This window comes from Stanieria cyanosphaera PCC 7437, from assembly GCF_000317575.1.
Lineage (GTDB): Bacteria > Cyanobacteriota > Cyanobacteriia > Cyanobacteriales > Xenococcaceae > Stanieria > Stanieria cyanosphaera.
The window spans coordinates 3,837,284-3,855,563 of the sequence record NC_019748.1 but is presented as its reverse complement, the minus strand read 5'-3'; the positions used below and the strand labels follow the sequence as shown (position 1 = coordinate 3,855,563).

Annotated in this window: 16 protein-coding genes and 2 pseudogenes; 10 read left to right on the top strand and 8 right to left on the bottom strand. The window is 36.8% G+C overall.

Annotated elements, in window-relative coordinates; genetic code table 11:
* Positions 1 to 77: 77 nt before the first annotated feature.
* Positions 78 to 311: pseudogene (tnpA, locus tag STA7437_RS16730) on the bottom strand (IS200/IS605 family transposase); the annotation flags it as partial.
* Between the two features lie 5 nt (positions 312 to 316).
* Between tnpA (STA7437_RS16730) and STA7437_RS16725 the strand changes: the two are divergent.
* A pseudogene (locus STA7437_RS16725) lies at positions 317 to 772 on the top strand (RNA-guided endonuclease InsQ/TnpB family protein); the annotation flags it as partial.
* Positions 773 to 983: 211 nt separating this feature from the next.
* Here the strand turns inward: STA7437_RS16725 and STA7437_RS16720 are convergent.
* From STA7437_RS16720 to tnpA (STA7437_RS16710), 3 genes are all read right to left on the bottom strand, one after another.
* Positions 984 to 4,487 (bottom strand): WD40 domain-containing protein, encoded by a 3,504-nt coding sequence (locus STA7437_RS16720; protein WP_015194572.1) that lies wholly within the window; start codon positions 4,485 to 4,487, stop codon positions 984 to 986.
* Positions 4,488 to 4,550: 63 nt separating this feature from the next.
* Positions 4,551 to 5,960: an AAA-like domain-containing protein gene (locus tag STA7437_RS16715; protein ID WP_015194571.1), complete on the bottom strand. Its 1,410-nt coding sequence runs from the start codon at positions 5,958 to 5,960 to the stop codon at positions 4,551 to 4,553.
* A 492-nt stretch (positions 5,961 to 6,452) separates the two neighbouring features.
* Positions 6,453 to 6,860, bottom strand: coding sequence for an IS200/IS605 family transposase (tnpA, locus tag STA7437_RS16710; protein ID WP_015194570.1), 408 nt, complete (start codon positions 6,858 to 6,860; stop codon positions 6,453 to 6,455).
* Positions 6,861 to 6,891: 31 nt separating this feature from the next.
* On the opposite strand from tnpA (STA7437_RS16710), the gene STA7437_RS16705 reads away from it, so the two are divergent.
* The 7 genes from STA7437_RS16705 to speE all read left to right on the top strand — a co-directional run bounded on the left by STA7437_RS16705 (position 6,892) and on the right by speE (position 14,311).
* A complete protein-coding gene (locus tag STA7437_RS16705; protein WP_015194569.1) occupies positions 6,892 to 8,058 on the top strand; it encodes an RNA-guided endonuclease InsQ/TnpB family protein in 1,167 nt (388 codons plus the stop codon).
* A gap of 94 nt (positions 8,059 to 8,152) precedes the next feature.
* Positions 8,153 to 9,106, top strand: a complete 954-nt coding sequence (locus STA7437_RS16700) for a tyrosine-type recombinase/integrase (RefSeq protein WP_281169225.1) — start codon at positions 8,153 to 8,155, stop codon at positions 9,104 to 9,106.
* Between the two features lie 7 nt (positions 9,107 to 9,113).
* Positions 9,114 to 9,248, top strand: a complete 135-nt coding sequence (locus tag STA7437_RS27440) for a hypothetical protein (RefSeq protein WP_281169224.1) — start codon at positions 9,114 to 9,116, stop codon at positions 9,246 to 9,248.
* Positions 9,249 to 10,922 carry a tyrosine-type recombinase/integrase gene (locus STA7437_RS16695; protein WP_015194568.1) on the top strand — a complete coding sequence of 558 codons (1,674 nt, stop codon included), beginning with the start codon at positions 9,249 to 9,251 and terminating at the stop codon, positions 10,920 to 10,922.
* Positions 10,922 to 11,758, top strand: coding sequence for a DUF6262 family protein (locus STA7437_RS16690; RefSeq protein ID WP_015194567.1), 837 nt, complete (start codon positions 10,922 to 10,924; stop codon positions 11,756 to 11,758). The genes STA7437_RS16695 and STA7437_RS16690 overlap by 1 nt, the downstream gene beginning before the upstream one ends.
* Entirely contained in the window at positions 11,751 to 13,064 is a 1,314-nt protein-coding gene (gene dnaB / locus STA7437_RS16685) for a replicative DNA helicase (protein WP_015194566.1), read from the top strand. The genes STA7437_RS16690 and dnaB overlap by 8 nt, the downstream gene beginning before the upstream one ends.
* Before the next feature lie 362 nt (positions 13,065 to 13,426).
* Positions 13,427 to 14,311 (top strand): polyamine aminopropyltransferase, encoded by an 885-nt coding sequence (speE, locus tag STA7437_RS16680; RefSeq protein WP_015194565.1) that lies wholly within the window; start codon positions 13,427 to 13,429, stop codon positions 14,309 to 14,311.
* 85 nt (positions 14,312 to 14,396) lie between these two features.
* On the opposite strand, the gene ribH is transcribed toward speE, so the two are convergent.
* The 4 genes from ribH to STA7437_RS16660 all read right to left on the bottom strand — a co-directional run bounded on the left by ribH (position 14,397) and on the right by STA7437_RS16660 (position 16,378).
* Positions 14,397 to 14,984, bottom strand: coding sequence for a 6,7-dimethyl-8-ribityllumazine synthase (ribH, locus tag STA7437_RS16675; protein ID WP_015194564.1), 588 nt, complete (start codon positions 14,982 to 14,984; stop codon positions 14,397 to 14,399).
* Positions 14,985 to 15,092: 108 nt separating this feature from the next.
* Positions 15,093 to 15,281, bottom strand: coding sequence for a photosystem II reaction center protein PsbZ (gene psbZ / locus STA7437_RS16670; RefSeq protein ID WP_015194563.1), 189 nt, complete (start codon positions 15,279 to 15,281; stop codon positions 15,093 to 15,095).
* A 120-nt stretch (positions 15,282 to 15,401) separates the two neighbouring features.
* Complete coding sequence (locus STA7437_RS16665) at positions 15,402 to 15,779, bottom strand: alr0857 family protein (protein WP_015194562.1); 378 nt, start codon at positions 15,777 to 15,779, stop codon at positions 15,402 to 15,404.
* 38 nt (positions 15,780 to 15,817) lie between these two features.
* Positions 15,818 to 16,378, bottom strand: a complete 561-nt coding sequence (locus STA7437_RS16660; protein ID WP_015194561.1) for an HNH endonuclease — start codon at positions 16,376 to 16,378, stop codon at positions 15,818 to 15,820.
* Positions 16,379 to 16,834: 456 nt separating this feature from the next.
* Between STA7437_RS16660 and STA7437_RS16655 the strand changes: the two genes are divergently transcribed.
* Entirely contained in the window at positions 16,835 to 17,170 is a 336-nt protein-coding gene (locus STA7437_RS16655) for a hypothetical protein (RefSeq protein ID WP_015194560.1), read from the top strand.
* A gap of 648 nt (positions 17,171 to 17,818) precedes the next feature.
* Positions 17,819 to 18,178, top strand: coding sequence for a HesB/IscA family protein (locus tag STA7437_RS16650; protein WP_015194559.1), 360 nt, complete (start codon positions 17,819 to 17,821; stop codon positions 18,176 to 18,178).
* Positions 18,179 to 18,280: the final 102 nt, after the last annotated feature.

Genomic DNA, 18,280 nt, shown 5'->3' with positions numbered 1-18,280 from the left:
TCTGTTTGTGTGATACCAAATCCGATTTACAACAGAGGAAAGCCCACGCGCGCGACTCCGTGGGATGAAAATATCGACTAGCCACGAGTTTTTTGTTGGGCAATATATTTTTTGATAGTTTCAGATGAGACATTGCCAGCAGTAGAACAAAAATAGCTTCTAGTCCAGAGAGAAGGAAGTTTCAATAGTTCAGAAAATTCTTCTCTCAAATATTTAGCAGTATATCCTTTAACTTTGTGCATGACTTGGTATGGAGCAATTGTTGGAGGACAATTTAGAAAAGCGTGGACATGATCGGACATAACTTCAAGAGCCTAACAACAGAGAAAAAGCAAGAAAAAACTTAGTTAGAGTTCACGAAAAAATAGTCAATCGACGCACAGATTGGTTTTGGAAGTTAGCTCATGAATTAACAGATAAATTTGATTATCTTTATTTTGAAACTCTCAATCTTAAACGGATGCAGCGGTTATGGGGAAGAAAAATAAATGATCTGGCCTTGGGTGAATTTCTCAAAATACTAGAATTTGTAGCCGACAAAAAAGGGAAAATTGTTAGCTATATCGATCAGTGGTATCCAAGCACTAAAACTTGTTCGGTTTGCGACTACATTTTAGGTGAATTGCCGTTAGATACTAGATATTGGCTCTGTCCTGGTTGCTCGACAGAACACGGACGTGATTCTAATAGCTCGGTTAATATTTTAAGAGTTGGGACTTCAACTCTGAGGTTAGGAGATGTAAGCCTGTCTCAGACAGCTATCTCTGTTTGAGCCTTGAATCCAACGTGCTTTAGCCGTTGGATTAGGTCAAATTATGACTTTTAAACAGGCTTAAATCCTTTTGCCTTCTGCCTTGATCTTGCTTATAAGTGTTATATCTAAACAGGATTTAGTTTGTAGCAAAAAAAACGCATTCTTATTTAATTTTAATTCCCTTTCTATCGATCGCTTTGACTATTTTCAATTTGAACAAAAAACTGTTCTAAATATCATTACAAATATACCGATCACTTGTTTTTAAATTAGGATTATTTTCCAGATAATCTTGAATCCAATCACAGCCTTTTTGTTCTAAATCATTTAAATTATTGGTCGCTTTTAAATCCCACGCGATCGCAGTATGATCTTCACTAGCAGCAACTATCTTTTGACCGTCTGGAGTAAAATTAATACTAAATAGTTTGGCAGGATTATAACCAGTAAAAGTAGCTAATTGCTTACCTTGGCGATTCCAGAGTTTAACAGTTTTATCAGCACTAGCAGAAGCTAGCATTTTACCATCGGGTGACCATGCCACACTCCAAACATGACCTTGATGACCTTGAAAAGTTTTTAATTCTTCACCTTGGCGATTCCAAAGTTTAACAGTTTTATCGGCACTAGCAGAAGCCAGCATTTTACCATCGGGTGACCATGCCACACTTAAAACAGAACTATTATGACCAGTTAAAGTAGCTAATTCTTGACCTGCTAAATTCCAAAATTTAATCGTTTTATTTTCACTACCAGCAGCAATAATCTGACCATCAGGCGACCAACTTACACTGGTTACTTTTTCGTCATGTCCTTTAAGAGTGGCTAACTCATGACCTTGAAGATTCCAAAGTTTAACAGTGCCATCTTCGGAAGCAGTAGCAATCTTTTGACCATCAGGACTAAAACTAATACTAGCTACTTTATGAGGATGTCCTTTCCAGGTAAGGATATTTTGTTTAGTGTTAAAATCCCACAGTTTAATAATACCTCGTTCACAACCAGTAACAAGAACTTGACCATCAGGCGACCAAGCAACTCCCCAGATAGGAGAGTGATCTCCAGAAAGAGTTTTTAATTCTTTTCCTGCTAAATTCCAGAGTTTGATAGTTTTATCTGCGCTAGTAGTGGCTATTACATCACCTTGAGGACGCACACTCACAGTATGAACAAGATTTTGATGACCAGTCAAGATTTTAGTTAGTTCAAAATTCCACTGCCAAAGTTTAATTGTGCCATCATCGCTAGAAGTAGCCAAAATTTGACCGTCAGGACTAAAACTAACTCCCCAAACTCTTCCTTGATGTCCTGTAATTGTATGAATTAGCATACCTTCGAGAGTCCAGAGTTTAACCGTACCATCTTCACTCCCCGAGGCAAGGGTTTGACCCTCTTTACTGAAAGCTACGGCATTAACTTCATCTCCATGACCAACAAAAGTACGAAGTAATTTACCATTTCTGTTCCAAAGTTTGATGGTTTTATCGCCACTAGAAGTAGCGATCAATTGATTATCGGGACTAAATTTAACATTTAAAACGCGATCGCTATGCCCAATCAAAGTATGAAGTAATTTACCATTTCTGTGCCATAATTTAACGGTACTATCTTCACTAGCAGTAGCTAAAGTCTTACCATCGGGACTGAAAGTAACATTTCTGACTTCGTTAGTGTGTCCAGTCAGAGTACGAATTTCTGTACCCTCAAGAGTCCATAATTTAATAGTAAAATCATCACTAGCAGTAGCTAAAGTCTTACTATCAGGACTAAAAGCGACACCCCACAAACGTCCTTTATGTCCAGTTAGAGTTTTAATTAATTGACCGTCACGAGTCCAAAGTTTGGCAGTTCCGTCTTCGCTAGAAGTAGCCAAAAACTTACCATCAGGACTAAAACTCGCTCCTGATATCTTATCGTGATGAGCAGTTAAAATGTTAAGTAATTTACCATCTCTGCGCCATAGTCTAACAGTTTCATCTTCGCTAGGAGAAGCTATAATTTGACCATCAGGTGACCATGCTACACTCCAAATGCGATCGCTGTGTCCAACCAAAGTATTTTTTTCAGAAATCCAGTAAACTGCTTGTTGCAGGGCAGTCGTAACTTGTTGTTTAATTTGAGGATTATTTTTTGCCCAATCAGCTTGTTTGAGTTGATGACTAGCTTTTAAGGCAGTAAGTAAGGCATCAAATTTCTGTTCGGAAGCAAACTGTAATTCAGAAGAGATACTAAGATTACTAATTTCTTCCAAAACAAGGGACTTACGACGAGTTTCTATTTGTAACCATAAAAATCCCGATAATAATAACAGTCCTGTGGCAACAGTAGAAATAGTACCTAATACTACTAATCCTTTTTTAATCGTTCTTTTCGCTTGTTGTTGCGCTTGTTCGAGAGTTCGATTCGCTTCAGTTAAAATTTGAGTAGCTTCTCGTTCTGCTTTTTGTTCTAATTCTTGACTAGCAGCTAAAAACTTATAATCCCAGTCACTCAAACTTTTGCCTTGTGACCAAGTTTTAGCATCAATTAAAGCTTTTCCTCTTAATAAACGCGATTCATCCTGGCAATTAGACTGAATCCAAATGTTAAAACTCTCGGAATAGGGACGTAAAGCAGATAACTCTCGATCTACCCAATCAAGATCGAAAACCTGTTGATAGATCCGATTGCGGACTACTAAATTACCATTTTGTTTAACAACTAAACCACTAAGTAATAATTCAATTTTTGCTCGACTCTCATCTGCGGTTACCGTCTCACCCTGAAGAATTTGTTGATAAATACCTAATAACCTTCCTGCTTTTTCTTCATTATTAAGGATGCGATCGCGGATTGTTCGCAAATGTTCTGGTTCGTCTTGTGTTTCCCAATTATTAATAATTTGTTTTTCAACTAACTGTTCAATCCAAAATGCTTCCGTACCAGGCGGAATATTCACAATCTGGTTGATCGCTTCTTGACTAGATTTCCTGACTAAATCGCAAAGCTTTTGTGTCAAAAAAGGTTGTCCCGAAGTCCAAACCAAAATTTCCTTGATCACTGCTTGGGGATTGCTAACTGTTGCTGTTAAACCCTCTACTAACGGCTCAACTTCATTGATTTGAAAGCCTTGTAATTCAATTGCCTGACCGATATTAAACGGAGTGCGATCGCGGTTTTGAATCAAGTCTGATGGAGTTGCTACCCCAAATAAAGCAAAGACAAGACGCTCATAATTGGGATTTTCTGCTCGTTGATTGTAACAATAGCGAATTAAAGCAAAAAAATCATCTACAGGAAAATTTAAACCCAAAACACTATCAATTTCATCAATAAAAATAAAAATTTTGGCTGCGTTAAGCTCAAATAAAATAATTTCTTCAATAAACTCGACCAAGCGCTGATTATTAGACAAATGCTCTTTTTCTTGCCACCAGGCTTTAAAATTAACCTTATTTAAAAGATTAAAACACCTTAACAACTCAAAAACTACTCCCTTATACCACTGTTGCGGAGTCAAGTTATTACTGCCAATTCTCGTCATATCAATGGCTGCACAAATCATTCCCTTTCTTTGCAGCCGATACATAGTTTGTACCCGCAAGCTAGACTTGCCCATCTGCCGAGAGTTCAGCACATAACAAAACTGACCCCTAATTAAAGCTCGATATAATTCTCTGTCTGCTTGACGAATCGCATAACAAGAAGCATTACTGGTAAGACAACCGCCTACTTGATAGTGGTAATTGTTCATCTTTAAAAAGTCAAAAATCAAAAGTAACCGATAACTGGTGTAGAGAAGTAACCTGTTACGTCTCTACTGGTAACAGTTTTCCCATTGCTGGGAACGAAAATAAAGCCGATACAACTGACAACTCACCGTCACGCAGTCTTGTTTGAGCTTTACTAAACCCATACTTTCTAACTTGTAAGCTGTCGTCGCTTTTAATCTGATACTTTCTTGAGACTCAATTACTTGTTGCAGTGCCAGTCTTAGTTCAGAGTGCTGTTGTAAAGTTACTAAATGACGGCGGAGATGATTGCTATAGATACCTTTGAGAGAAGGAGCTTCTGCTAGCATTTGTGGTAAGCTAATTTCTCCACGACTCAGATGATAAAGCGCAACTCTAACTAAATAGGGATGTCCATCAAGCATTGCCATCAATTGCTCGACTTCAGAATCTCCATGCCAATTAAGTTGATGACGTTTGGCTAAATCTTGTACCTGTTGTTTAGTAAAGTTAGTTAACTCAATTGGCAAGCCAATATTAAAAGGAGATTGATTAATATTTAAAGGAATATAAACCTCTGTGGAATGAACCACTATTAAGCGTAACTTCTGCCAGACATTAATCACTTTGGCTTCTTCATGCCAAGAACGAAGTAAAGCTAAAAATTCACTAGCAATTTCAGGATATTCAAAAATTCGATTAACTTCATCCAATGCCAGCACTAAAGGATTATCTATTTTCGATAATAAATAGCCTTGCAAATAAGCAGTACAGCTAACCTTACTACCAAGATCTTCATCCCAATAATCAGTCAATTTTGGCTCTAATTGTAATTGACGCGTGATATTAGTGCATAACCAGCGTAAAAACTTATCCAAACAACTAAATACTTTGCGGTCTGCTTGCTGAAGGTTTAAAGTAACAGTTTTTATTCCTATCTCTTGGGCATGGGCAAGAATTCTCAGCATTAAAGAAGTTTTACCCATTTGATGAGGAGCTTTGATGCGAATTAAACTGCCTGGTTGTTCAATTTCAGCATAAGTCCTTGTTTCTACAGGAGTACGCTCGATATATAAAGCAGAATGAAGCGAGACTGAACCACTCGGAAATTCAATGACATTACCAGAATTATTAGTTACTTTTTGTTCTTTAACGACCGATAAGATTTTTTTTGGCGATTGTAATTGACAACGACGTTCTAAAGCAGCCCGAAAAGTTTTTTTACTGACTCTTTCTTCCAAGCCTAAAGATAACAATTCCCATAACTCTGCACCAACTCTTTTGACATGAATATCAGAACAGAAATTTTCTTGAGCAACTTGCTCATATTTTTGACTTAACCAAGCTCCTCGAAAGATAGCTGCTTGAAGGGTAGTTAAATGTCTACCAATTTTTGCAAATACTAAACTATCAGCAAGCAATAATGCTTCTTCTATTTCTATATGTGGTTCTAAGCTAGGATTTGCACCTAAATTTTCTCTTGATAAATTAGTCATCAGCATACAGATGTTATGTGGTGGATAGAAGTGCAAGAGCAGTTAAAAAAGTTTTAATTTTAGTAACTCTTCTGGAAAAAAATCTTTATATTCAAGCGGTTAATTTAATGTATTGACAATTTAATCTGCACATTTATTTCAGTTTCAATCTAGAAAGCGATCGAGAATAAGTAGGGAATAGTTCTCAGTAAGGGTAATTTATGAATTACCTTTACACAAACATAGTCATGCTCAAATACAGACAAGTAATATTAAGTGGTAGAGGCGAACTTTGATAATGCGATCGCGCGTCAATTTATGACATCACAATCTAGGTGTTTAGCAATGCCAAACCCTTACATAAATTTAAAAACCTAAAATACAACATTCTCGCCCCGGTCCCTACCCTCAACGAAGTAGGGTAGGGAACAGGGCGTTGCTATCGGGCTGAAGTGAATTCAGCCCACAGCCCCTCGGGATAGCGAACTAATTCGATGGCTCGATGCCTGAGAATTAGTCTAATGGTGTATCTTGCTCCTCGATATATTTCCTCAGTCTTTCTATCGTTACGCCACCACAGGAAGTAATATAGTACGAGCCAGACCAAAATACGGGTTTGGAATAAGCTTTATTTACTTCACTTTCAAATTCTTTTCTGATTATTCTACTAGATGCACTTTTTAGGCTAGCTACCAGTTGAGAGATATTATTGTCTGGATGAAGATCGATTAAAAGATGTACGTGGTCTGACTCTCCATCGAACTGAAGCATCAAGCTTTTTTTCTTCTTGCAGATGTTTTGAAACACTTCAGTCATTCGAGCAATCATCGCAGAAGTAATTACCTTACGACGATATTTAGTAACTAGAACTAAGTGTAAGTGAATTGAATAAACCGAATGCGAACCCTTGTTAGGCTTCATGTTATACTAGCTACAGGTCAGTTAGGTAAATATGTTAACACGGCGCATTACATTTAGGCTTTATCCTTCTACTGCTCAAGAACAAAAAATGTTCTGGGCAAGAAGAATGCACGCCTACTTGTATAATGCAGCAGTAGCTAACCGCAAAACTCAATATCAAAAATTTGCTCATTCAGTAGATTACTTTGAGCAACAGGCATCATTACCTGGTTTCAAAGAAACTTGGATTGAGTATAAAGAGTTAAATGCTGGTTCTTTGCAAGCGACGTTGAAGCGTGTAGACTTTGCCTTTACTCGTTTTTTTCAAGGATTAGGCAAATATCCGAAGTTTAAGCCATTTAAAACTTATTCTGGATGGACATACCCTGATGCTCGTCAAGGTTTTAAAGTACATAGCAGTGGCAAGAATGGTTATCTGGAATTAAGAGACTTAGGTTTTAAAATTCAAATGAGAGGACAGGCTCGTACCTGGGGGCAGCCAACCACTTGTACGGTTGTCTACCGCAATAGTAAATGGTACGCCAGTATCACAGTTAAATGCTTACCAGTTAGAGAAACGGGCAAAGGTAGTATCGGATTGGATTTTGGGTGTCATACTGCTGTTGCGATGAGTAACGGCAGTATGATTGAACCACCCAAGTTTTTGACCAGTACCCAAAGTCAAGTAAACCGATTATCTAAACAGCTAAGGAGAAAACGTAAACCAGAAAAGAAAAAACATAAAGCCTCTCGCAGATGGAAAAAAATACAGGCTAAAATTTCTAAACTCAAGAAAAAAGTAGCCAATCGCCGTCAAAACTGGGTGCATCAAGTGGCAGTAGATATTGTTCGGAGTAATTCCCTCATTGCCACCGAAAAACTTCAAATCAAAAATATGACCAGAAAAGCATCCTCTGGCAGCAAAAGAAAAAGACAGAAGACGGGTCTTAATCGTTCTATGCTTGATATCGGAATAGGTATGCTTAGAGATGCCATCGCATATAAAGTCAAAGAAGCTGGTGGAGTATTTCTCGAAGCTCCTACTCAAAGTTTAAAACCAACACAGCGATGCGTTAAATGTTGGGAATTAACCAAAAAAAGCTTGAGCGATAGGCTTCATATTTGTTCTAATCAAAGTTGTCGGCATACCGAAGATCGAGATATTAACTCAGCCCAAGTATGTCTCTCTTGGGCGCGGGGGCAGGTTATACAACATTAATTTAATATATTAAACAACAACAACAAAGGCAAGATAATTGCCTTTTTTAACGTTTTGTGTAAATATAAATCTTGATAATTACACAAAGCATATAATGAGAGTTCAGAAGGTCAATATTCGAGGTCAAACCAGTTGGGTTTTACTTAGTGATGACTATCTTCCTATCGAACCAGTCACAGATTATCTGCAACACCTGATGGCGTTAGGCAAAGCACCAAACACGCTGAAGAACTACGCCCACCACTTGAAATTATTCTTTGAGTACTTGGAAGCTTACAGTCTCGACTGGACACAATGTTGGGAGAAAGAGTTAGCGGAATTTATGCTCTGGCTACAATTACCCGATTCTATTCCTGGTGTTCCTTCTATTGCCCCACAAACGGCAAAAAGGACGGAAAAGACAGTCAATATCATGATGAGTGTGATTTATCAGTTTTACGAGTTTCACGCCCGAAATCAGAGGATAGAAAGCCGAGAACTGTATCAAACTAGCTACCCAGTCCAGAGAAGGTATAAGTCACTTCTCTATGAGATGAAGAAAGATAAGAGGGTAAAAACTAAGAGATTAAAAGTCAAAGAACCTAGAACTTTTCCTGGGTGTTTAACTAAAGAAGAAGTCCAAACTTTAGTTGATAATTGTGCCAATCTTCGGGACAAGTTTTTAATTGTACTTCTCTATCACTCAGGTATGAGAATTGGGGAAGCTTTGGGGTTACGCCATAGTGATATTCACAGTGAAATGGGATTGAATGAAATCCATGTAATTCCCCGTGATGATAATCTCAATGATGCCAGAGTCAAAGATGGTGAAACAAGAATTATTAGCGTACCAAGACAAACAATTCAAGCTTATGAAAATTACGTTTTAGATGATGATTTTCCTGATGTAGATTCTGATTATGTCTTTATCAATATGTGGCGTAATGAAATCGGTTCGCCCATGAGATATTCTACTGCTCAAAGTTTATTTAGAAGGTTGAGTAGAAAAACAGGAATTGAAGCCACAGCACTATTTATTAAGACATACCCACGCTACAGAATTAATTAGAGCAGGAATGGATTTAATTTATGTTCAAGAACGCTTAGGTCATGCCAGTATCCAAACCACAATTGATACTTATGTGCATTTGTTAAACAAAGACCAAAAAGCTGCTTACAAACAGTATTTAGCTAAGTGCGAGGAAGATTAAATGCAAAAAATATCGATATCAAAGTCTAAAGACAAAGAAATAGTTTGTCCTAGATGTTGCAGTATAAAAGTAAAAACTTGGGCAAAATCGAAAGCAAGACAACAATATAAATGTGATGATTGTGGTCGTTTCTTCTATAAAAATCCAAAATTACAGTCTGCTAAAGATATATTACCTTCGGATATTACTCCCAAAGAAATGCGAATATATGATATATGGGACTTAAGAGTTTTTGGGAAAGAAGCAACTACTGGAGGTTTATATACAGCTAATTTCTCAATGATTAATCCTGAATGGTTTAAAAAAACTGTGAAAGATTATATCTGGTATAATTCTTCGCAATATAGCACCAGCGAGCTTTTAAGAAAATTAACAGAGTTTAGACGTTTTTCACGATATTTAACCGAAAAAAGAGCGACAGTAAAACCGCAGGATATAGATAGATTATTAGTGATTGAAGCAATTAATTATGCTTCTCAAGACTTAAAAGTATCTAAATCATTATCTATCTTTATCACTACATTAAAGTATTTTTTTGAATTTTGTAATTCTAACAATCTCATAGAGATTAGCAGTAAACAATTAATTTTTGAATCTGATTATCCTAAAGCTGAAAGAAAAATAATTAAAGAAATTCCTTCTGATGTCATTAAACAGATACGTCAACATCTTGATTCTCTTCCAAAACCAATAAAAATAGCAATTAGTATTCTTATTGAAACGGGAATGAGAATATCAGAAGTATGTAGTTTAAAGCTAAATTGTATTAGCCAAGATTCAGATGGAGATTGGTGGGTTAGTTTATATAGAATAAAGCTTAAAAAAGAAGACAGATTATTTATTAGTAAAGAATTAGCTCAAAGTATTTTACAACAGCAAGAGTTTATTAAAAATAACTTAGGAAGAGATTTTAGCTATTTGTTTTGCAGCACAGAAGGTAGTGGATGGTTTGCATCCTATACTAATACCCCAAAAAGAAGGGCAAGTGTAAAAAGAGAACTTTCTCATTTTATTCCTGTTAAAAAACTTATCAAACAACCTTTAATAAGAGGATATCTTCATCAATTGGCTCACGAACATAACATTACTGATATTTCTGGTGAAATATATCCTGTTTGGAAGTGCCACAGATTTCGTCATACTCATCTAACAGATTTAGCTAGAAAAGGTATGGGCATCGCTCACATTATGCAGCGTGGCGGTCATGCTTCTCCTTCGATGTCTATGCACTATATTCACCTGACTAATGACGACCAGAAAAAGAAAATGAAAGAAGTGTGGGACAATACCCACTTCAACATGGAAGGTGAAATAGTAGCACCTGTTAATCCTGATTTAGACACAGCAGAAATGCAATGGATAAAGAAAGGAATGGGAGTACAAACTACAGATAATGGTTACTGTACTTTACTCTGGACACAGACTTGTCCCCATCAAGATTTACCTTGTAAAAGCTGTGGTAGTTGGGTAACAACTTTAGACTTCTTAGATAGCCATAAACAGGAATTAAAAGAGACAGAAAAAATTATCGAAAATGCTCGTCAAAAAGGCTATCAAAGACAGATAGAAAAGAACGTTCCCAGAGCGGAAAGACTCAAGAGAATTATCTCTGGAATGGAAAAACACAAAACCATGAGAGGTCTTGGTCATAATGAATGGGAGGAGAAAGAATAATGTCTCGCCCTAGTAACAACTCTAAAGGCAATCCAGAGCTATTAGTCAAAGCAGCAGCAGCTAAGAAAAAAGATGCAGAAGAAAGACTGGAAAAAGCGATTCAACAAGTCTTAGATTCTGGAGAAACTATTACTTTTAACGCCATAGCAGAAGCAGCAGGATTATCTGTTAGCTACCTCTATAAATATCCTGAGATTAAAAATCGTCTTGCCGAACTACGCAACCAACAAAAAGCAGCTATTGGAGGAATAGTAAATAAAACTCCTCAGTTTCAACCAGCTACAGACAAGTCTAAAGCGGTAATTATTAGTAAATTACGACAAGAAAATCGTCGGTTACGTAATGAAAACGAAGACTTGAAAAAACATATTGAAATAGCTCAAGGTAAAGTTATCGAACTGCGTCAAGTAGAAGCAGAAAATAATCGCCTAAAGGCAAGAATAAAAGAGTTAGAACAATCTTTAACTAATGCCAAAGTCACGCCAATTAATCAGAAAAAACAGAGTGATATTAGCTCCAATATTCTGACTCAATTACAAGTGGTAGGAGTTAAGTTAAATCCTACCCTGACTAAGACTATTCATACAGCTTCAGATGAAATAGTATTAGATGCGATTGAAGCTTTAAAAGACCAACTTACTAAACAAGATATTCCTAATGCTGGTGGTTGGTTGAATAAGGCAATTCAAGAAGGTTGGACTAAATCTGAAACTATTCATCAACAACCAAATCAACCCGAACAAAAGATAGTTAAGGCTGGCGACAAACCACAAAAAGAACAAGTTAGTTTGACTCAACTTAAGAAACTAAGCAGTATTTTTAACAAAGATGAATGATAATCATTTACCTCCCACTAACATTGAAGCTGAAGAAGCTATCTTAGGAGGAATATTACTCGACCCAAAGGCAATTACCATTGTTGCTGATATTCTACCAGTAGAAGCTTTTTCTATTTCTACTCATCAACAGATATACAAAGCAGCACTCTTGTTACATCACAAAGATAAGCAAGTAGATTTGATGACTGTTTCTACTTGGCTATCAGACCATAAATTACTGGAAAAAGTTGGAGGTACAACTAAATTAGCACAACTGTTAAATCGTACTGTATCAGCCGTTAATATTGACCGCTACAGTCTCTTGGTTTTAGATAAGTATCAGCGTCGTCGTTTAATTGCTGCTGGTCATGAAATAGTCGATTTAGGATACGATACAGCAATAGAATTAGAAACAGTCTTTGACTTCGCTGAATCCAAGCTCTTCGCTCTAACTACTGATAAGAAAGATAAGTTTACTACTGAACCAATTAATGACTGTCTAGCTGATATCTTCAATGAATTAGAACAAGGTTCATTACCTCTTTTTTCTACTGGTTTAACCGACTTGGATTCTTTAATTGGTGGTTTAACTAAACAGGATTTAATTATTGTTGCAGCACGTCCGAGTATGGGGAAGTCTTGGTTTGCTTGTTACCTGGCTAATCACATTGCTATTAAAGAGAAAAAGCCAGTAGTCTTCTTTTCTGCTGAAATGTCCAGAAAACAGTTGACTAAGAGATTTCTAGCGATGCACACGGGCATTGACTCTCAAAGATTAATGAACAATGTCATCTATGAAGATGAGATGGATTCTTTAGTTAATGGTTTGAGTAATTTAGCTGAATTACCCATCGAGATTAATGACACTCCAGCCGAACAATTAACCCCTGCTAAAATTCGTTCTGAGTTGAGGAAAATCCAATCGAAAAGAGGAGAACTAGGATTAGTTGTACTGGACTACATTCAGAAACTAGGAGACAGAGCAGCAGGGAATAGAGCGCAAGTTATCGGCAAATATAGTGGGGCTTGTAAGGATATTGCCAAACAGTTTAACGTACCATTTGTTGTCTTAGCTCAAATTAACCGAGGTGTTGAATCTCAAAGTAATAAGCGTCCTGCTATGGCTTCCTTGAAAGACAGTGGAGATATTGAACAAGACGGCGATCTTCTTTTAATGCTTTATCGAGATGAATATTACAAGTCGGACACTGAGGATAATGGAGTGATGGAAGTAATTGTAGGGAAGAATCGCAATGGTGCTACTGGGACTTGTAAGGTTTTATTCGACCCATCAGTCGGAGCTTTTTGTGACTATACAAGCTAGAATGGTTAGCGTTATATAATTTGACTAACTACTCTAGCTTTGCATAAAATATTCACAACACTAAAGCTTATAATCAGCAAGCTTTATAGGCGTTATGGGTGTGATAAGGCAGGAACTGTCCTCGTTTCAGACTGCTGATGAGTCTAGCTCTACTAAAATCCCAAAGTTAAACACTGCGGAGGTTTTCAGCAACTAGCTCAAGTGAAGCGTCAGAAACTAGCTGCTACTTCGCTTCGCTACGTTGAGCAGCTAGTAGTTCATAGAGAAAATAATTAGGATAATTTTGGCTCAACTATTGAGCTAAGAACGTGAAAGTCGTATACTAAATCGGCGTTCCATTGGCAAGCTGCTAGACATTTACCATGACTACTTCTGAACAATTTAATCCTGCTGAATGGGTAATCGATCACAACGATCGCACTGCATTATCAATTCGGATCAAAGGCGATCGCCTTTTTTGTGAACAATCTCCTTATCAAACTGTAGAAGTCTTTGACACTTGCGACCGCGGTAAAATGCTGACTATCGATCGCATGGTGATGTGTACCGAAGCGGATGAAGCATCCTATCATGAAATGCTAGTTCATGTCCCAATGTTAACCGACTTCAAGATCAAAGATGTGTTGGTAATTGGTGCTGGTGATGGTGGCACAATTCGAGAATTAGTTCGTTATCAAAATATAGAAACAATTACAATGGTAGAAATAGATGAAGTAGTTGTACGCGCTGCTAAACAATTTTTACCTACTATTTCCTCAGCTTTCGATCATCCTAAATTAAAATTACTAATCGATGATGGCATTAAATTTGTTAAAGAAGCTGCTGATCATGCTTACGATTTAATTATTATCGATTCTTCAGATCCTGTTGGGCCTTCAGAAGGACTATTTACTAAATCATTTTATCAAGATGTCTATCGCTGTTTACGTCCTGGTGGTTTAATCACAGTACAAAGTGAATCGCCTTCTTTCAATCCCAAAGCTTTTGTCGAACTCAATCAATGTCTCAAACAAGTTTTTGGTAATGACCAGGTACATTGTTACTTAGTTTTTATTCCCATGTATCCTAGTGGAATGTGGAGTTTAACTTATTGTTCCAAACAAGGCGCGCATCCCCTCAAGAACTTCCAGCGCGATCGCGCTATTACCTTTGCTCAAGAACAAAACCTAACCTATTACAATGCCGATATTCATCAAGCTGCCTTTTGTTTGCCTACCTATATTCAAAAAATGCTGAACGAGGCATAAACATAAACATAGGGGCGAACGGCGGTTCGCCCTAGAAATTGATCTGATCAAAATCAAATAGCGATGTTAATCTAACGCTGATTTTTTACTGCAAATTATCCACCACATTCTTATTAGCAACATCAGGTAAAGCAGGACTAGACCCCGATGAATTAGGAGTTAAACGAGATTGTTTATTTAATGATGGTTGTATTCCCTGAATTTGCTGCATCAGACTAGCCATTTCTAACGCGCTTAAAGCATAATTCCAACCAAGATTACTTTTAACACCGGCCCTTTCTAAAGCTTGCTGCATCGTATCGACTGTTAAAACACCAAAGACAACAGGCACACCCGTTTGAAAACTAGCAGCAGCAACACCTTTAGCAGCTTCAGCAGAAACATAATCAAAATGAGGAGTTTGTCCGCGAATTACTGCGCCAAGGCAAATTATCGCGTCATAGCGACCAGAAATAGCCAATTGACGAGCCATCATCGGGATTTCAAAACTACCAGGAACCCAAACATAATCAACTTGAGAACCGTGAGGGTTCACATCAACTCCGTGGCGTTTTAGACAATCTTGACAACCAGATAGCAATTTATCGGTAATTAAATCATTAAAACGACCAATCACGATCGCAAATTGCCAAGCAGACGCATCTTGTGTAAAAGTTCCCTCAAAAACAGCCATGATCGATTGAGATTGATCCTTAAAAAAATTTTATTTATAGTCGCACATTGAAATTAAAGGCGATCTCGCGCAGCAAGACCGCTCTTATTAAAGTGTTTTGTCCCAGAGTTATATAACGAAAAAGTTCAAAACAGCAACTAAGACAACTAAAATCACCCAAAGACCAGAACCTAGAAAAATCAAGGATTTGGACTGGTCCCAATTTTGGGGAGAAGCATAAGCTACAGGAACTCCGATCACCATCACGAAGGAAAATAAGACAAAAAGAGTTAATACTAACTGAAACAAAAAGGTCATTTTGTTATTCCCTCTAAATAATTTTTCCTTTATATAAGTACAAGTTGATTATATTCTCTCATGATGCCGACACAAACAAAACACTTATCAATGGTTGCTATTGCTTACTGAAGAACCAAGTTACACCGAAGCTTCTAAATTAGCTGCTTGCCAAAGTTGAGAAAGTAATAATTCCGCACGAGGAGTAAGTTGACAGACAAAAATCCCCTCTTCACTATCTTCAGTAGAAGTCAACCAAGTTCCTTGCAGACTGATTTCTAAACAATCGCGGTCGCTATCAATCAACTCTAGAATTTCGTCGTTGTCTTGTTGTAATGCTTTTAACTCCTTGATACAAGTTGAATTGGTAGGTAACAAAAAAGAAGCAGTACTAGGTTCAACATAAATGCTAGTAGCTGCACGCAGACAAAGCAACACTCTGTTAGCCAGCCATTCTTCTAATAAATCAGTTAATAATTCTAAATAGAAGCCTTTTTCTGTATATGTAAGTTTTAACATCAGCTTTCTATCTCCCTGTAAAAATTCAGTAAGAGTATTTATGCACCTAGTCCAAATCCTGTTTCTTTCCAGAAATTATCTGTAAAAGTGAGCAAAGGATACATCGGTGGTTTAGGCTTGGTTTTCAACTTCATTCCTACCTGTTCAGGAGTGCAATCTCCCTTACGAGAGTTACAAGCTGTGCAAGCTGTTACTAAGTTGTCCCAAGTATTTCTTCCTCCTTTAGAACGAGGAATAATATGGTCTATAGTTAAATCTTTCTTATTTGAGCAATATTGGCATTGATATCTATCACGTCGGAAGATTTCTTTTCGTGAAACACTCGGTACTCGCCACGCTCTTTCTGGTGCATTATATAAACGAATGTAGGCTGGTACTTGCACAATTAAGTTGGGAGAACGGATTTCCCAAATTACATCCGTTACCAGATCGATAGGTTCAGCTTTACTGGGGAACACCAGTGGCAGCAGGCTCGGCTGTTTAACAGCCGAGTACCTGCCACCAGTGACTAATAATGTAATAGCTCTTTTTAAATTAATTTGATTTAAAGGTAAATAGTTTTTGGAGAAGACTATTACCGATGGCGTTAAAGTTTCCATTGTCCTAGATGACGTTAAGTCATGCTTAATTTAAATGACCCCAGTAAGCTAAATCTAAAAAAAAACCCGCTTCCTAGATCGGGGCGGGGGTATGACATTAAGATTAAGCTGTTTGGCTTATTCTGGTACAGTGTTCTGATTACTGTACCTCCCCCTAATTGGAATTAGTCGTGACTCTAGATTGCTTTTGTTGTTACTATAATTGGTCTGAAAATGATCTTCCCAATTTTCTATAGGGCTAAATCTCGGCAAATATGCTTGATTGTCATGGAAAATCGTAAATTGACACACTCTACCATTGCCTGCCTCAGAGCGATCGCCCTGGCAAGAATTTGTTAGTGCTAAAGTAGAGAGTGTCATCAGTAACATCGAAGATTTTTTTCAGTAGTGTTCAAAGGGTCTTTTTAATACTACACTTGTATTACCCGTCTGTCTAGTACTTAGAGGAAAAAAATTATGCGCACCCTAACTCGTACATCTACTACTGAAATGGAAGTTACCAGCATCCGTTTAGAAAAAACCCTCAAAGACAAACTCAAAGAACTATCTGGAAATCAAGGCTATCAAGCTTTGATCAGAGATATTCTGTGGAACTATGTTCATCAAAAATCTGGAGATTATCGACCACAATTTGTTCGTTCCGATATTCGCGCTACTGTAGAAGCCACTGCACGTAAGGATGAAAGTTGTGCCTTGACTGGCAAGTTAATTCAAGAAAAAGAACCAATGTTTTTAGGCTTTACTATTTATGGCGATTTAGTACCTTTGAGTATAGATAGTTTAGAGCAATAGCATTTTTATCAAGGGAGGTTGAGAATTTCCCCTTAAACATCTCGATCTCCCTATAGACTAATTCGTTTTTTAGATTTTTTCATTAATGGATTCTGGAAAAAAGCTATTATTTATTTTGCATTTCAGGTTTAATTTAATTTCTGGAATTTGCCCATTTATCGATAATTGGTAGTGGTGTATCGATTAATTTTAAAAAATATTCTTTAACCTATTGAATTTAATATTTTTCTATTAAATCCTATCGAGCATCAAGTTAAATATAAATGTTTTTCAAGAAATTTAATTGAAATATATCTTTCATTAGTTACATTTAAAACTAGATTGATCTACGAAGAAATTGCTACTTAATATCATAATTATTTTACTAACATAGGATATCCTTCATACCCTAAATCGTCAGCAAGAATTTATGAAGACAATAGTTATCTAAATATATTTATCTTACAAATTAATTCGATTAATGATAATACTCAAGAAGAGATTATAGAATACAGATATTAAGATATTTAAACTACAATAAAAAAGTAAATCGCTGTTTTAATACTTTAAGAAACTTAAAACTTAAGCGAATATAATAACTAGACTTCAATACTTTATTAGCTCAATTGACTCTAAAACCCATAGATTTAAAGAAGGACATCAACATCAATGACACAAGCAACTCAAAACCCTCAAACAGGAATTCAATTAACCGATACAGCCCTAAAACACATCAAAATGCTGCGGGAACAACAAGGCAATAAAGAACTTTACTTGCGAGTTGGAGTACGTCAGGGTGGTTGTTCGGGAATGTCTTACATGATGGACTTTGAAGAACCAAATCAAGTTCGCGATAATGATGAAGTATTTGACTACGAAGGCTTTAAAATTGTCTGCGATCCTAAAAGTTTATTGTATCTCTACGGTTTGGTACTTGATTACAGTAACGCGATGATTGGCGGTGGTTTTCAATTTACTAATCCTAATGCAGCACAAACTTGTGGTTGTGGGAAATCCTTTGGCGTATAAAGTTTGGCTCTAAAAATAATTAAGACAAAAATAAAAAAAGAAAGCTTGCCTTCACTTTGAATTTGTAGACCTCAATATTTATTATTGGGGTTTAGTTTTTTT

Excerpts from the sequence above, each read along its gene's own strand:
- STA7437_RS16720 (WP_015194572.1), bottom strand. The coding sequence starts at position 4,487 with ATGAACAATTACCACTATCAAGTAGGCGGTTGTCTTACCAGTAATGCT.
- STA7437_RS16665 (WP_015194562.1), bottom strand. The coding sequence starts at position 15,779 with ATGTTAAAACTTACATATACAGAAAAAGGCTTCTATTTAGAATTATTA.
- STA7437_RS27440 (WP_281169224.1), top strand. The coding sequence starts at position 9,114 with ATGGATTTAATTTATGTTCAAGAACGCTTAGGTCATGCCAGTATCCAA.
- speE (WP_015194565.1), top strand. The coding sequence starts at position 13,427 with ATGACTACTTCTGAACAATTTAATCCTGCTGAATGGGTAATCGATCAC.
- psbZ (WP_015194563.1), bottom strand. The coding sequence starts at position 15,281 with ATGACCTTTTTGTTTCAGTTAGTATTAACTCTTTTTGTCTTATTTTCC.
- STA7437_RS16650 (WP_015194559.1), top strand. The coding sequence starts at position 17,819 with ATGACACAAGCAACTCAAAACCCTCAAACAGGAATTCAATTAACCGAT.
- dnaB (WP_015194566.1), top strand. The coding sequence starts at position 11,751 with ATGAATGATAATCATTTACCTCCCACTAACATTGAAGCTGAAGAAGCT.
- STA7437_RS16695 (WP_015194568.1), top strand. The coding sequence starts at position 9,249 with ATGCAAAAAATATCGATATCAAAGTCTAAAGACAAAGAAATAGTTTGT.
- STA7437_RS16690 (WP_015194567.1), top strand. The coding sequence starts at position 10,922 with ATGTCTCGCCCTAGTAACAACTCTAAAGGCAATCCAGAGCTATTAGTC.
- STA7437_RS16715 (WP_015194571.1), bottom strand. The coding sequence starts at position 5,960 with ATGACTAATTTATCAAGAGAAAATTTAGGTGCAAATCCTAGCTTAGAA.
- STA7437_RS16705 (WP_015194569.1), top strand. The coding sequence starts at position 6,892 with ATGTTAACACGGCGCATTACATTTAGGCTTTATCCTTCTACTGCTCAA.
- STA7437_RS16655 (WP_015194560.1), top strand. The coding sequence starts at position 16,835 with ATGCGCACCCTAACTCGTACATCTACTACTGAAATGGAAGTTACCAGC.
- STA7437_RS16700 (WP_281169225.1), top strand. The coding sequence starts at position 8,153 with ATGAGAGTTCAGAAGGTCAATATTCGAGGTCAAACCAGTTGGGTTTTA.
- ribH (WP_015194564.1), bottom strand. The coding sequence starts at position 14,984 with ATGGCTGTTTTTGAGGGAACTTTTACACAAGATGCGTCTGCTTGGCAA.
- tnpA (WP_015194570.1), bottom strand. The coding sequence starts at position 6,860 with ATGAAGCCTAACAAGGGTTCGCATTCGGTTTATTCAATTCACTTACAC.
- STA7437_RS16660 (WP_015194561.1), bottom strand. The coding sequence starts at position 16,378 with ATGGAAACTTTAACGCCATCGGTAATAGTCTTCTCCAAAAACTATTTA.